Genomic DNA, 13,643 nt, shown 5'->3' with positions numbered 1-13,643 from the left:
AGCTATGGAAGAGCCGCGTCGCCTCGGCGGCCGGTACGAGCTGGGCCACGTGCTCGGCCGTGGTGGCATGGCGGAGGTACACCTCGCCCATGACACCCGGCTCGGCCGCACGGTGGCGGTGAAGACGCTGCGAGCCGACCTCGCGCGCGACCCGTCGTTCCAGGCCCGGTTCCGCCGGGAGGCCCAGTCGGCCGCCTCGCTCAACCATCCCGCGATCGTCGCCGTGTACGACACGGGTGAGGACTACATCGAGGGCATCTCCATCCCGTACATCGTGATGGAGTACGTCGACGGGTCCACGCTGCGCGAGCTGCTGCACTCCGGGCGCAAGCTGTTGCCCGAGCGCACCCTGGAGATGACCATCGGCATCCTCCAGGCCCTGGAGTACTCACACCGCGCGGGCATCGTCCACCGGGACATCAAGCCCGCGAACGTCATGCTGACGCGCAACGGCCAGGTCAAGGTCATGGACTTCGGCATCGCCCGCGCGATGGGCGACTCCGGCATGACGATGACGCAGACCGCCGCGGTCATAGGGACGGCGCAGTACCTCTCGCCGGAGCAGGCGAAGGGCGAGCCGGTCGACGCCCGCTCCGACCTGTACTCGACGGGCTGCCTGCTGTACGAGCTCCTCACGGTCCGCCCGCCGTTCATCGGGGACTCCCCGGTCGCGGTCGCGTACCAGCACGTACGCGAGGAGCCGCAGCCGCCGAGCGTCTTCGACCCCGAGATCACGCCGGAGATGGACGCCATCGTCCTGAAGGCGCTCACCAAGGACCCGGACTACCGGTACCAGTCCGCCGACGAGATGCGTGTCGACATCGAGGCGTGCCTCGACGGCCAGCCCGTCGCCGCCACGGCGGCCATGGGCTCGGTCGGCTACGGCGGTTACCCGGACGAACAGCCGACGACGGCCCTGCGCTCCTCGGACGGCCAGCACACCACGGTGCTGCCCCCGGCGAACCCGGACGACGGCGGCTTCGGCTACGACGACCGGGCCGGCCGGCGCCGTCAGCAGAAGAAGAACAACACCTCGACGATCCTCCTCGTGGTCGCCGGTGTGCTCGTGCTGGTCGGCGCGATCCTCATCGGCAAGTGGGCGTTCAGCGGGAACGGCGGGTCCGGGGACGACCCGTTCCCCGCGCCCAACTTCGTGAACCGGACCGTGGCCGACGCCAAGCAGATGGCGGCCAACCGCGATCTCGAACTCGCGATCACCGAGAAGCCGTGTGAGAACACCCCCAAGGGCAGCGTCTGCGACCAGACCCCGGGCGCCAAGACCGAGGTCCGGGCGGGTGACACCGTCAGGCTGACGGTGTCGACGGGCGCGCCGAAGGTGGCGGTCCCGAACGTCATCGACGATCCGGTGGCGACCGCCACCAAGAGGCTCGAGTCCGACAAGTACGAGTTCGTGGTCAAGACGGAGAGCAAGGAGTCCAGCGAGGAGCCGGGCACCGTCCTCGACCAGGACCCGCCCGCGGGCGACGAGGTGCAGAAGGGGTCCACGATCACCCTCACCGTCGCCAAGGAGAAGGAACAGGTCACCGTTCCGGACGTCGGCGGCCAGAGCTGTGACCAGGCCAAGGCCCAGATGCAGCAGAACGACCTCACCGGCAACTGCACCGAGGTGGAGACCGACGACCCGAACCTGGTCGGCAAGGTCATCACGACCTCGCCGCAGGCGAACTCGCCGGCGGACCCCGGATCCACGGTGAACATCCAGATCGGCAAGGCGAAGGAAGAAGAGGAAGAGGAGGAGCCTCAGAAGTTCGCCATGCCGAAGGTGACCCAGATGACCCTCGCGCAGGCCAAGCAGGTGCTCGCACAGAGCCAGCTGCAGCTCGGCAACGTCCAGGGCTCGCAGGACGACAACTCCATCGTCCTGGCCAGCGACCCGGGCCAGGGCAACGAGGTGAAGGCCGGCGACCGGGTCAACCTCGTCACGGTCGGCGGACAGAACAACGGCGGCAACGGCAACGGCGGCGGCTTCCTGGGAGGCTCCTCGGGCTGAGCCCACCGCGACCCCGCCGGACGACGACCGAGCCCCGGCCCCCTTCTCCAGGGGGCCGGGGCTCGGTCGTCCGCGGAAGCGGTCAGCGCAGTTCCGCCGGCGGTGTCCGCTCGTCGTCCACCTTTTCCACCCGGTCCAGCTCGCCCCAGACCACGTACCGGTAGCGGGACGTGTAGACCGGTGTGCAGGTCGTCAGCGTGATGTAGCGGCCCGCCTTCGTCCGGCCCGACTCCTTGGGGACGGGTGCGAGGACCTTGACGTTGAACTTCGACGTCTCGGGAAGGGTCGCGTAGACCTTGTAGACGTACCAGTTGTCCTTGGTCTCGAAGACGATCGCGTCGCCCTTGTCGAGCTTGTCGATGTCGTGGAACTTCGCACCGTGGCCGTCGCGGTGGGCGGCCAGCGAGAAGTTGCCCTTCTTGTCCTGCGGCAGGGCGGACTTGACGGGGTCCGTGTAGTAACCGGCGACGCCGTTGTTGAGCATCTTCGTGGAGGTGCCCTTCTTGACCAGCACCTCGCCGCCTCCCATCGCCGGGACGTGCAGGAAGCCGATGCCGTCCTTGGTGTCCAGGCCGACCGGGCCGCGGTCCTCGGCCCAGTGGTCGCGCACCTTGTCGCCCTGTTTGTCGGCCTCGCGGTCCGCGACCACGTTCGTCCACCACAGCGAGTAGGCGACGAAGAGGCCGAGGATCAGACCGGCCGTGATGAGGAGTTCGCCGAAGAAGCTGACCGCCGCCGCGATCCGGCCGCCGCGGCGCCGCGGCGCGGGCGAGGACGCCGGCGCGTCCGTGTGCTCTTCGTGGTCGGTCGTCGCTGCCACTGCGTTGTCCCCGTCTGGTGTCTCAGCCTGGTGTCTCAGGAAGGATCAGGATTGGTTGGGATGTCGTACGTCGTCTCAGCCGACGAGCGCGTCCGGTTTGCCCTTGTCCCGCGACCGTTCCTCGACCATCGTGCCCCAGACGATCATCCGGTACTTGCTGGTGAATTCCGGGGTGCAGGTCGTGAGAGTGATGTAGCGGCCCGCCTTCTTGAACGTCGACCCCTTGGGGATCGCGTCCAGGACGGACGTGTTGCTCGGCGCCGTCACGGGCAGGATCGAGGCCATCTCGTAGACGAAGTACGTGTCCTGCGTCTCGACGACGATCGGGTCGCCCGGCTTGAGCCGGTTGACGTAGCGGAACGGCTCACCGTGCGTGTTGCGGTGCCCCGCGAGTCCGAAGTTGCCCGTCTTGGCGTCGGGCATCGCGGTCTTCACGCCTTCCTCGGCGTAGTGCCCGACCATGCCGCGGTCCAGCACCCGCTTCTTGTCGATGCCCTCCGCGATCGGCACCACCACGTCGAGCTTCGGGATGTGCAGGAGGGCGAAGCCCTGGCCCGGCTCGAAGGTGCCCGGGTTCCGCTTGCCGTTCGCCCAGTCGTTCTGCAGGCTGCTCGCCGCGCTGTCGGCCTGCGCCTGGGCCCTTATGTTCGTCCAGTACAGCTGGTAGGTCACGAAGAGCAGCATCAGCACGCCGGCGGTGATGAAGACCTCGCCGATCGCCCGGCTGGCCAGCACGGCCACGCCAGGCTTCCGCGCCTTCGCCGCGCGCCGCGCCGCCGCGCGCGAGGTGGGCGCCTGCGCGATCTCGTCGCCCGTCGGCTCCTCGTACGCCTCGTCGGCGCCGCTCCCGGCTGCCCCGCCGTGCCGTCCATGGCGCCTGGAAGCCTTACGGCGGGCCGCGCGCCCGCCCGGGGCGGCTACGCCACCCGACGACGCCACGGGGCCCGCAGAGGGCGTGGAGGGCTTCCGCGGGCCGCCTGTGGACTCGGCGTCGGTCACGGGCAGCGCGACCGTCTCCTCGGCGGCCGGGGAGCCGCCGTACGGCCGCGCGTAAGCCTGGGGGCCCGGTACCGGCGCCGCGACGGGCCCGGTGGGGGCGTACGCCGCGTCGTACGGCGTCTGCGGCGCCCCCGGGTACGTGGGCTGCGGCGCCCTCGCGTACGGGGCCTGTGGCGTCCCTGCGTACGGCTGCTGCGGCTGCGCGTACGGCGGCTGGGGTCCGGTGTACGCCGGCTGCTGACCCGCGTGGGGAGCCCCCGCCTGCCCGTAGGGCTGCTGCTGGGGCTGCCGGGACTGCTGCGGCTGCGGCTGCGGCTGCGGGTAAGACTGCTGGGGCGGCGGCGTGTACGAGGCCCGCGGTGCGGAGTAGCCGTGCGCGGGCTCCGTGTGCGCGCCGCGTACCGGGTCCGCGTACGTCGAGGCGTTCTGCCCGACGCTCCAGTCCGGCGCGTACGCCTGGGGGTCGTACCACCCCTGCTCTGGCGCGGCCGGCCGGCGTCCGCCCGGCAGCGGGTCGCTGAGCGGGTCGGCCAGCCCGTCGACGGCGGCCCGCATCGCGTTGCCCGTCCGGCCGTCGTCCGGCAGCCCGGCACCGGGGCCCATGCCGTAGGCGCCCGGCGCCTCGAACGCCGCAGCGCCCCCGTACCCGGCGTCCTCGCCGTACGGGGCGGCACCGTCGCGCTCGGGGCGCAGGGCGGTCACGCCGTGACCCTGCCCACCACCGGGGCGAGCCCCGCCGACCTGGCCACGGCTCCCTGGTCGCCGCACTCCGCCAGCCAGTTGGCCAGCATGCGGTGGCCGTGCTCGGTCAGCACGGACTCGGGGTGGAACTGCACGCCCTCGACCGGTAGTTCACGATGTCTGAGACCCATGATGATCCCGTCGTGGGTACGGGCCGTGACCTCCAGGCCGGCCGGCACGGTCAGCGGCTCGGCGGCCAGCGAGTGGTAGCGGGTGGCGGTGAAGGGGGACGGCAGCCCCGCGAAGACACCTCGTCCCTCGTGCTGGACGAGGGAGGTCTTGCCGTGCAGCAGCTCGGGCGCGCGGTCCACCACGCCGCCGTACGCCACCTGCATCGACTGCATTCCGAGGCAGACCCCGAAGACGGGGACCCCGGTCGCGGCGCAGTGCCGCACCATCTCGACGCAGACCCCGGCCTCTTCCGGCGTGCCGGGGCCGGGCGACAGCAGCACACCGTCGAACCCGTCCTGTGCGTGCGCCATCGCCACCTCGTCGTTGCGCAGCACCTCGCACTCGGCGCCCAGCTGGTAGAGGTACTGGACCAGGTTGAAGACGAAGCTGTCGTAGTTGTCGACGACGAGAATCCGCGTGCTCACTGGTTGTCCACCGTCACATCGTTGAAGGGCAGCAGCGGTTCCGCCCACGGGAAGACGTACTGGAAGAGCACGTAGACCACCGCGAGGACCAGCACGATGGAGAGCAGTGCCTTGATCCACGTGTTCCCCGGCAGAAGCCGCCAGATAAAGCCGTACATGCCGTCCCTTCCGTCGCACCACGGCACCAGACTCACGCCGTACCCAACCAGACTAACGGCGTAGAGCCTTCGGTTTCCCAGCCTCCACGGCCTGGGTTGCGTCAAGGTGCGCCCAGACGATCAGCCGGTGGCTGTGACCCCATTCGGGTTCGCACGTGGTCAGCGTCAGATAACGGCCCTCTCGCGTGTACCCGGACTTCTCCGGAACGGGATCGATGACCGCTGTGTCACCGGGCAGCGTCCGGTAGGGCCTGTTGTCGACGCGGTAGGTGAACCACGTCGTGCCGTCGGTCAGCACCACCGGGTCCCCCGGGCGCAGGCGGGGGAAGTCCTTGAACGGGTCCCCGTACGTACGGCGATGGCCGGCGACGGCGAAATTGCCCCGCTCACCGAGCCGCGCGGTACTCGCGTAGTGGCCCAGGCCCTTCGTGAGGGTCTTCGTCTTCGTGCCTTCGAGCACCGGTTTGTTCCACGTGAAACCAAGCCGCGGGATGTACATGACGGCGAAAGGCTTGCCGTCCCGGTACGCGACGGGCTTCGCGGGAGCCGCACCCGGGCTGCCGGTCGGCCCGGGCCCGACCGGACCGGCGGACACCGAACCCTTCGCCCACTGCTCCTCCAGCTGGGCGATCTGGTCGTCCATCGCGGTGCCGGCCTTCACCCCCGTCCAGAACAGCACGTAGACGACGAAGAGCACGATCACGCTGCCGGCTGTGATGCACAGCTCGCTGAACGTCCTGACGATCACTCGCACCGACACACGTCCCCCAGCGGCAGCGGTTCACCTGTTCCACAGCCTTCTACCCCGACGGGCGGCGCGCCACAGACTCCGGGATTCCGGCTACTCCACGGGCTTCGCGTAGTGCAGATCCACCGTGCCCGTATAGCCGGGCAGTGTCGTCGTCCCGTTCTCCTCGACCTTCCAGCCGAGCCCGTAGACGTTGACATACACCATGTAGTTCTGGATCGCCGGGGACGCCGAGAGGGCCTTCTCCAGCTTCTCCGGATCACCGACCGCCTGGATCTTGTACGGGGGTGAGTAGACGCGGCCCTGGAGGATCAGGGTGTTGCCGACACAGCGGACGGCGCTGGTGGAGATCAGCCGCTGGTCCATGACCTTGATCCCCTTGGCTCCGCCCTGCCACAGGGCGTTGACCACGGCCTGCAGGTCCTGCTGGTGGATGACCAGGTAGTCGGGCTGCGGCTCGGGATAGCCGGGGAGCTTGGCCGTCGCGTTCGGCGGGGCGTCGTCCAGGGTGACGGTGAGGGCCTTGCCCTTGAGCTTCTGGGTGCCCGCGTTCTTCTCCAGGGCGGCGAGCTTGGCCGCCTCCGCCGCGGTGCTGCCGTTGTCCCGCTCGGCGAGGCTCTCGACGTCGTCGCGCAGCGATCCGTTGCTCTCGTCGAGCTGCCCGTTCTTGTGACTGCGCTCCTGGATGAGGTCGGAGAGCTTCAGCAGCGAGGCGTCCGTCCGGATGTTGGTGCCCTTGGCCGTGTCGAAGCTGGTGAAGAAGATCAGTCCGGCCAGGGCGAAGACGGCCACGGTCAGCAGCCGCACCGGCCTGAATCGCGGGATACGGTCAGGGCTGGATCCCGGCTGGGGGGAGTCGGCAGAATTGCTCAACGTACCCTTATCTCCTTCGGCGCCGCGGAAGCACTACGCTAACGGACGCCCGGGGGAGCACTAAGAGTCCCCTTGTACGCTGCCCCGGAGCAGCCCCGTTCCCTGCGCGGCCACGCAGCGCATCGACAGGAGAGACCCTCGTGCCGAAGTCACGTATCCGCAAGAAGGCCGACTACACGCCGCCCCCGGCGAAGCAGGCGACCAACATCAAGCTGAACAGCCGTGCCTGGGTAGCCCCGGTCATGCTGGCCATGTTCCTCATCGGCCTCGCCTGGATCGTCGTGTTCTACGTGACGGACGGTTCGCTGCCGATCGACTCGCTGGGCAACTGGAACATCGTGGTCGGCTTCGGTTTCATCGCGGCGGGATTCGGCGTCTCGACGCAGTGGAAGTAACTCCCGCTCGGCAGGTCGAGGGCTTGTACGGACTCCGTACAAGCCCTTCTCCGCAAGCCCTGGCCCAAGCTGTCCACTGAGTTATCCACAGGAGTTTCCACAGTGGGGAAAAGGTCGGAAGATCTGTGGATAACTCATCGGGTGTTGACGCCGGTGTGACTGACCTACCGGGATCCGGAAGCCTGTTCGCCCCCTGCCCTGCCTGGGAAAACCCAGGTCAGCGACAGGGGGCACACCTGTTCCCCCACAGCGTGCACAAGATCCGCCACGGTCTGTGGACAACGTGGACTTCCGAGGACGTGGACGAGCCCGCTCAGGTGAGCTGACCCGTCCTCACGAGGGTCATGACCACGACCACGAGCAGCACCAGCGCGCACGCGCCGTACTGGATGAGCGCCCGTCGCTCCCGGGGCGCGTGCACCATCGCATAGCCGATGAGGACACCGCCGACGAGGCCGCCGATGTGGGCTTCCCAGGCGATGTTGCTCCACCCGAAGGTGAAGATCAGGTTGATCACCAGCAGGGCGATGACCGGGCGCATGTCGTAGTTGAGCCGTCGCATCAGGATGGCGGTGGCGCCGAAGAGACCGAAGATCGCGCCGGAGGCACCGAGCGAGGGCTGGTTCGGCTCGGCGATCAGATACGTGAGCGCGCTGCCCGCCAGTCCGGAGACCCCGTACAGGGCGAGATAGCGGGCGCGGCCGAGCGCCGCCTCCAGGGGACCGCCGATCCACCACAGGCTGAGCATGTTGAAGGCGATGTGGATATAGCTCCCGTGCAGGAACATCGCCGTGACCATGCGGTACCACTGGCCCTCGGCGACACCCTCGACCTCTCCGAGGACCGGCACGAACGCCCGGCCGATCAGGTCGAAGCTGTCGGTGAAACGGTCGCCCACCCGGAGCTGGACCAGGAACAGGGCGAGGTTGAGCCCGAGGAGGATCTTGGTGACGAGCCGGGGGTCCGCGGCGATGGTGCCGCCCGCGAGGGTGCGGGGCTGGGTGGCGCCGGGGGCATGCCCCGTGCCGGAACCGTCCCGTACGCACTCGGGGCACTGGAAACCGACCGAAGCGCTGATCATGCACTCGGGACAGATGGGGCGCTCGCACCGCACGCAGCGGATGCCGGTCTCCCGGTCCGGGTGCCGGTAGCAGGTGGGCAGACTCGGGGAACCCTGCGGTCCCTGTGGACTGCCTGGCACCTGATCCATCGGGGACCCCCTCATCCTTCTGTACGCACGGGGTACGCAACGCACCGCCCCGCTCATCCTTACGGACGGGCGGGGCGTTTGGTTCCCTGTGGGAGCCCTCCGGCACAGGGCCGGGAGGGGCTCACCGACGGGTTTCGCCTCAGCGGGTCTCGACGACGACCGACTCGATGACGACGTCCTGGACCGGACGGTCGGTGCGCGGGTTGGTCTGCAGCGCGGCGATGGCGTCCACGACCTTCTGGCTGGCGCCCTCGGTGACCTCACCGAAGATGGTGTGCTTGCGGGTCAGCCACGCCGTCGGGGAGACGGTGATGAAGAACTGGGAGCCGTTGGTGCCCGGGCCGGCGTTCGCCATGGCCAGCAGGTACGGCTTGTCGAAGGCGAGGTCGGGGTGGAACTCGTCCTCGAACTCGTAACCGGGACCGCCGGTGCCGTTGCCCAGCGGGTCACCGCCCTGGATCATGAAGCCGCTGATCACCCGGTGGAAGACCGTGCCGTCGTAGAGCCTGTCCGTGGACTTCACACCCGTGGACGGGTTGGTCCACTCGCGCTCGCCCGTGGCGAGCTCGACGAAGTTCCGGACCGTTTTGGGCGCGTGGTTCGGCAGGAGCCGCACTTCGACGTCGCCGTGGTTGGTCTTCAGGGTGGCGTAGAGCTGCTCAGCCACGATCTGCCTTCCGTTGTCCTCTGTGACTACCCGATCCTCGCACGGACCGCGACGCCAGTCGTCCGTCACCGCCGTACGGCCCGCCACGGTCGCTTCACACCAAACAGGCGCGCATCACGGGGATCCGTGGCATTGTCGTCGGCAGCTCCTGTTGCACCGTATTGATCGGTTATTGCACCAAGTACGACCAGAGACACCATTTCATGACCCGGATGCCTGCCCTCGCATGCCCCGAAGCGCTCCGGCAGGCATGATCCGGATAAGGGTGGAAAGGCGAACTGTGACTTTCCGGGGGACGGCCCCGAGCCCCCATGTACGCCACCGAGGAGGAGGATCCCGTGACCCGCAAGGACAGCGTGCGCGCGGCGGCCGAGTCGGCGAAGGACAGCGTGCGGCACGCCGCGGAAGTGGTGGCGCCCTACGCCGACACGACAAAGGACCGAGCCACCCACTACGCGCATGAAGCACGCGTAAAGCTCGCGCCCAAGGTGTCGTCCGCCGCTCTCCAAGCCGCCGAACAGGCACGCACGCAGTACGACGCCCATCTCGCACCACGCCTTGAGCAGGCACTCACCCATGTGCCGCCGAAGGTCGACCAGGCCGCTCACGAGGCTGCGGTTCGTACCCGCAAGGCCGCTCGGCAGGCAGCGGAGTACTCCCGCCCGCGGCTCGAGCAGGCCAAGGCCGCGGCCGGACCCGCCCGCGAGGAGGCCGCGTCCCGCAGCGCGGCGGCACTGGCGGCACTGCGCGGCCAGGTCTCGGCCAGGGAGGTCGAGAAGCTGGTCCGCAAGCACGAAAGGCGGGCCAGGGCGGGCCGTCTCACCAAGCGGCTGGCCGTTCTGAGCATCCTCGCCGGCGGTGCTTTCGCCGCCTGGAAGTGGTGGGACAAGCAGGCCAACCCCGACTGGCTGGTCGAGCCGCCCGCCGCCACCGAGGTCGCGGAAACCGGTCGTCTGACGTCGGTGGACGGCAGCGGCCAGGAAGACCTCGACCCCGAGGTCCAGGCCAAGCAGGCCGAGGCGGAGGCTGCGAAGCAGCAGGAGCGCAGCTGACGCGACCGGCACGTCAGGCACCTCTGACGCGCTCGATTCAGACACCGCACCTGCTGAACGGCTGTGGGCAGGAGGCTGGAAGCCTCCTGCCCACAGCCGTGTTTCACGTGAAACGGCTACCGCTCGGCGCGATGACGTTTGCAACGGACCACCTGTGCAACATTTGCGCCAACTTGCCTAACGGAGCGGAGCGTTCTGGTTACGCATCTCCGTTCACGGCAGCTCACACAAGCCTTCACGACTCCTGCATGACACACCCACGTCACCTCGGCCCCCCGCATGACACCCGCACCACCCGGACTCCGAGTAATCATTTGCGCAAACAATTGCAAAGATCGCAACGAAATTCTTGTGATGCACTTCACCGGGCGCACGCCCCCTGGGGCTTGGCCCGAGAAAAGCATGCTCATTGCACGTTGACGGGGTCACGCCATCCCGTGGCGGACGGTCAAGTCCCGCTCCTCCCGGACCTGTTGAGCGGGCCGCCGCGAGACCGGGAGCGCGCGAAAAACGGCAGAGTTCGAAAAAATCCGCACCGGTGACGCGCCGGAGATCACGGCCTGGGATCAGGGCGCCCGCCGCAGACCCCACGAGAGCGCATCCCGCACCCTCACCTCACCCGCCGCATGACAAGAACCCCCTCCGACCTGCGTAAAGCCGGTCCGAGAGGGTTCTGTTCCGTGGAGCCTAGGGGAGTCGAACCCCTGACATCTGCCATGCAAAGACAGCGCTCTACCAACTGAGCTAAGGCCCCGAAAAGGCGGAATGCGCCAGAAGATCGCCCTCTGGACCACCACCGCAGACCAGAGTACCGGGTCACCCCCCGTATCTCGCAAAAGGATTGGGGGTCCCCGTGCGCGACCACTCTCCGTAAGATGCACGACGTGGTTCGCTAGAGCGAACCGCGGTACTTGGGGAAGCGATGGGGAGACGCACATGGACGCCGCACAGCAGGAAGCAACCGCGAGAGCCCGGGAGCTGCAGCGGAACTGGTACGGGGAGCCGCTGGGGGCGCTCTTCCGTAGGCTCATAGACGACCTGGGTCTCAACCAGGCCCGTCTGGCGGGGGTGCTCGGCCTGTCCGCGCCCATGCTGTCCCAGCTGATGAGCGGCCAGCGGGCCAAGATCGGCAATCCCGCGGTGGTCCAGCGCGTGCAGTTGCTGCAGGATCTCGCAGGTCAGGTCGCGGACGGCAGTGTGAGCGCCGCCGAGGCCACCGAGCGTATGGACGAGATCAAGAAGTCGCAGGGGGGCTCGGTGCTCAGCAACACCACGCAGTCGACGACCAGTTCGGGCGGCGCGCCCACGGTGAAGCGGGTGGTGCGCGAGATCCAGTCGCTGCTGCGCTCGGTGTCCGCGGCGGGAGACATCATCGAGGCGGCGGACACCCTCGCCCCGACGCACCCGGAACTGGCAGAGTTCCTCCGGGTGTACGGAGCCGGGCGCACTTCCGACGCGGTCGCCCACTACCAGTCCCACCAGAGCTGAGCACACCGCCCGGCAGCCGAACGCCCCGCCACCGGAAGCCTGTCGGGCTCTCCGGCAGCCGGAGGCACGGCAGCCGGGCACCTCGAAGAGGCCGCCGTACCGACCGCCGAAGGGGGAGCGACGCACGACCATGGGTGAGGTCTTCGCCGGCCGGTACGAACTGGTCGACCCGATCGGACGCGGGGGAGTCGGTGCGGTCTGGCGCGCCTGGGACCACCGGCGGCGCCGGTATGTGGCCGCCAAGGTGCTGCAGCAGAGCGACGCCCACTCGCTGCTGCGGTTCGTGCGCGAGCAGGCGGTGCGGATCGACCACCCCCATGTGCTCGCTCCCGCCAGCTGGGCCGCGGACGACGACAAGGTCCTGTTCACCATGGACCTCGTCGGTGGTGGCTCGCTGGTCCACCTGATCGGGGACTACGGTCCCCTGCCGTCGGCGTTCGTGTGCACCCTGCTCGACCAGCTGCTGGCGGGGCTGGCCGCGGTGCACGCGGAGGGGATCGTGCACCGTGACATCAAGCCCGCGAACATCCTGCTGGAGGCGACCGGCACGGGCCGCCCCCGGCTGCGGCTGTCCGACTTCGGCATCTCGATGCGTCTCGGTGAGCCACGGCTCACGGAGACCAACTACGTGGTGGGCACGCCCGGTTACGTCGCGCCCGAGCAGCTGCTCGGCGCGGACCCGGATTTCCCCGCCGACCTCTTCGCCGTGGGCCTGGTGGCGCTCTATCTCCTGGAGGGCGCCAGACCCGACGCCAAGGCGCTGATCGAGCACTTCGCGGCTCACGGCACCCCGAGCGCCCCCAAGGGCATTCCCGAGCCGCTGTGGCAGGTCGTGGCATCTCTCCTGCAACCGGACCCACAGGCTCGGTTCCGCACGGCCACGGGAGCGCGCAAGGCGCTCGTCTCGGCCAGGGAGCTCCTCCCCGAGCCCGGCTCCGACGACGAACTGATCGAGGTCTTCGACCAACTCGGTCCGCTCCCGGCGGGCTTCGGCCCCGAGGGCCCTCTCACCTCCACGAAAGCCGCCGGCCGACCCTGGGGAAACGGGGACCGGCAGGGAGTCGGAGAGGACGGGCCGCAACAGACGGACGGGGAGGAGCAGGGACAGCGGCAGGGACGGGGGCAGATACAGGGACAGGACCAGAGAGAAGCCGGGAGCCGCTCCACCGTGCCCCGGCGAGCAGGTCCGAACGCCCCGCCGCCGTCCCCGCTCCCGGGGACGGGCGCGGACTCCCCGGAGGTCCGCTCGGGCACCGCGCCGCCCGAGGCGCCGGCACACGGCAGCGCATCGTCCGAGGTCCACGCGGACGCCGTCTCCCCAGCCGGCGACTACTTTCCCGGGCGCCCTCCTCACGACCGCCCCTCCCCGGAACCGCCGACCGCAGACCCCGTCCCTCCGCGTCCCCCCGCGGCGTCGGAGACCGGCAGCTTCCATCTGCCGCCCCCGCCTCGGACACCCACTCCCCCCGCTCCGCGCGAACTGCCCGGTACCGCTCACTCCCCGTCGTCCCCGTACGAACCGACCCACGCGCCCTTCCCCCTCGCTCCGTATCCGGCGGCCCCGGCCTTCCCCGTGCCACAGCACCAGCCACAGCCTCACCTCCAGTCGCAGCCGCAGCCGCAGCCCCAGCGTGAGACAGCCTCTACCGCTTCGTACACCGCTCAGGACATTCAGGTTCCGTCCCAGCCGGAGCCGCAACCACAGCAGCAGTCCCCGTCCCAGGCCCAGGCCCAGACGCAGTCGGTCGCGCGGCACCGCGGTCGGCGGGCGCGCCGACGGCCGGGGCCGCCCGCGGCGGTGACGGTCTTGGTGCTCCTGCTCGCACTGGTCTGCTTCGCGATCGGCTTCTGGGCGCTGACGCGGATCTGAGCCGGCTCGGAAGCA

At 69.2% G+C, this 13,643-nt stretch carries 13 protein-coding genes and 1 tRNA gene; 5 read left to right on the top strand and 9 right to left on the bottom strand.

The features are described from left to right. Window positions 1-4: 4 nt before the first annotated feature. Entirely contained in the window at window positions 5-2,011 is a 2,007-nt protein-coding gene (gene pknB / locus ACFYXC_RS16935) for a Stk1 family PASTA domain-containing Ser/Thr kinase (RefSeq protein WP_388917492.1), read from the top strand. A gap of 82 nt (window positions 2,012-2,093) precedes the next feature. On the opposite strand, the gene ACFYXC_RS16930 is transcribed toward pknB, so the two are convergent. The 6 genes from ACFYXC_RS16930 to ACFYXC_RS16905 form a co-directional block, all read right to left on the bottom strand. Continuing rightward, on the bottom strand, window positions 2,094-2,831 hold the full coding sequence (locus tag ACFYXC_RS16930) for a class E sortase (protein ID WP_388917489.1): 738 nt from the start codon (window positions 2,829-2,831) through the stop codon (window positions 2,094-2,096). Between the two features lie 75 nt (window positions 2,832-2,906). Beyond that, a complete protein-coding gene (locus tag ACFYXC_RS16925; RefSeq protein WP_389552815.1) occupies window positions 2,907-4,433 on the bottom strand; it encodes a class E sortase in 1,527 nt (508 codons plus the stop codon). A 95-nt stretch (window positions 4,434-4,528) separates the two neighbouring features. Continuing rightward, entirely contained in the window at window positions 4,529-5,167 is a 639-nt protein-coding gene (locus ACFYXC_RS16920; RefSeq protein WP_388917486.1) for an aminodeoxychorismate/anthranilate synthase component II, read from the bottom strand. After that, window positions 5,164-5,325 (bottom strand): hypothetical protein, encoded by a 162-nt coding sequence (locus tag ACFYXC_RS16915; RefSeq protein ID WP_210881475.1) that lies wholly within the window; start codon window positions 5,323-5,325, stop codon window positions 5,164-5,166. The genes ACFYXC_RS16920 and ACFYXC_RS16915 overlap by 4 nt, the downstream gene beginning before the upstream one ends. A 52-nt stretch (window positions 5,326-5,377) precedes the next feature. Next, window positions 5,378-6,079 carry a class E sortase gene (locus ACFYXC_RS16910; protein WP_388917947.1) on the bottom strand — a complete coding sequence of 234 codons (702 nt, stop codon included), beginning with the start codon at window positions 6,077-6,079 and terminating at the stop codon, window positions 5,378-5,380. 87 nt (window positions 6,080-6,166) lie between these two features. Beyond that, window positions 6,167-6,946, bottom strand: a complete 780-nt coding sequence (locus ACFYXC_RS16905) for a DUF881 domain-containing protein (protein ID WP_389552088.1) — start codon at window positions 6,944-6,946, stop codon at window positions 6,167-6,169. A 140-nt stretch (window positions 6,947-7,086) separates the two neighbouring features. Between ACFYXC_RS16905 and crgA the strand changes: the two genes are divergently transcribed. After that, window positions 7,087-7,341 (top strand): cell division protein CrgA, encoded by a 255-nt coding sequence (gene crgA / locus ACFYXC_RS16900; RefSeq protein ID WP_055517312.1) that lies wholly within the window; start codon window positions 7,087-7,089, stop codon window positions 7,339-7,341. A gap of 313 nt (window positions 7,342-7,654) precedes the next feature. On the opposite strand, the gene ACFYXC_RS16895 is transcribed toward crgA, so the two are convergent. Next, window positions 7,655-8,551, bottom strand: a complete 897-nt coding sequence (locus ACFYXC_RS16895) for a rhomboid family intramembrane serine protease (RefSeq protein ID WP_389552085.1) — start codon at window positions 8,549-8,551, stop codon at window positions 7,655-7,657. 139 nt (window positions 8,552-8,690) lie between these two features. Then, the gene (locus ACFYXC_RS16890) at window positions 8,691-9,218 is read right to left on the bottom strand and encodes a peptidylprolyl isomerase (protein ID WP_389552082.1); all 528 of its coding nucleotides are present in this window, start codon (window positions 9,216-9,218) and stop codon (window positions 8,691-8,693) included. 338 nt (window positions 9,219-9,556) lie between these two features. Between ACFYXC_RS16890 and ACFYXC_RS16885 the strand changes: the two genes are divergently transcribed. Then, the gene (locus ACFYXC_RS16885; RefSeq protein ID WP_389552079.1) at window positions 9,557-10,270 is read left to right on the top strand and encodes a DUF5324 family protein; all 714 of its coding nucleotides are present in this window, start codon (window positions 9,557-9,559) and stop codon (window positions 10,268-10,270) included. Window positions 10,271-10,951: 681 nt separating this feature from the next. Here the strand turns inward: ACFYXC_RS16885 and ACFYXC_RS16880 are convergent. After that, window positions 10,952-11,024, bottom strand: a tRNA-Ala gene (locus ACFYXC_RS16880). Between the two features lie 182 nt (window positions 11,025-11,206). Between ACFYXC_RS16880 and ACFYXC_RS16875 the strand changes: the two genes are divergently transcribed. Both ACFYXC_RS16875 and ACFYXC_RS16870 read left to right on the top strand, forming a co-directional pair. After that, window positions 11,207-11,758 carry a DNA-binding protein gene (locus ACFYXC_RS16875; protein WP_151477241.1) on the top strand — a complete coding sequence of 184 codons (552 nt, stop codon included), beginning with the start codon at window positions 11,207-11,209 and terminating at the stop codon, window positions 11,756-11,758. A 130-nt stretch (window positions 11,759-11,888) separates the two neighbouring features. Further along, window positions 11,889-13,628 carry a protein kinase gene (locus ACFYXC_RS16870; protein ID WP_389552076.1) on the top strand — a complete coding sequence of 580 codons (1,740 nt, stop codon included), beginning with the start codon at window positions 11,889-11,891 and terminating at the stop codon, window positions 13,626-13,628. Window positions 13,629-13,643 lie beyond the last annotated feature (15 nt).

It is taken from the genome of Streptomyces sp. NPDC002701, from assembly GCF_042889045.1.
Taxonomy (GTDB): Bacteria; Actinomycetota; Actinomycetes; order Streptomycetales; family Streptomycetaceae; genus Streptomyces.
The sequence above is the reverse complement of the archived record's forward strand: the minus strand, read 5'-3'. Positions and strand labels throughout refer to the sequence as shown.

Excerpts from the sequence above, each read along its gene's own strand:
- pknB (WP_388917492.1), top strand. The coding sequence starts at position 5 with ATGGAAGAGCCGCGTCGCCTCGGCGGCCGGTACGAGCTGGGCCACGTG.
- ACFYXC_RS16925 (WP_389552815.1), bottom strand. The coding sequence starts at position 4,433 with ATGGGCCCCGGTGCCGGGCTGCCGGACGACGGCCGGACGGGCAACGCG.
- ACFYXC_RS16915 (WP_210881475.1), bottom strand. The coding sequence starts at position 5,325 with ATGTACGGCTTTATCTGGCGGCTTCTGCCGGGGAACACGTGGATCAAG.
- ACFYXC_RS16895 (WP_389552085.1), bottom strand. The coding sequence starts at position 8,551 with ATGGATCAGGTGCCAGGCAGTCCACAGGGACCGCAGGGTTCCCCGAGT.
- ACFYXC_RS16875 (WP_151477241.1), top strand. The coding sequence starts at position 11,207 with ATGGACGCCGCACAGCAGGAAGCAACCGCGAGAGCCCGGGAGCTGCAG.
- ACFYXC_RS16870 (WP_389552076.1), top strand. The coding sequence starts at position 11,889 with ATGGGTGAGGTCTTCGCCGGCCGGTACGAACTGGTCGACCCGATCGGA.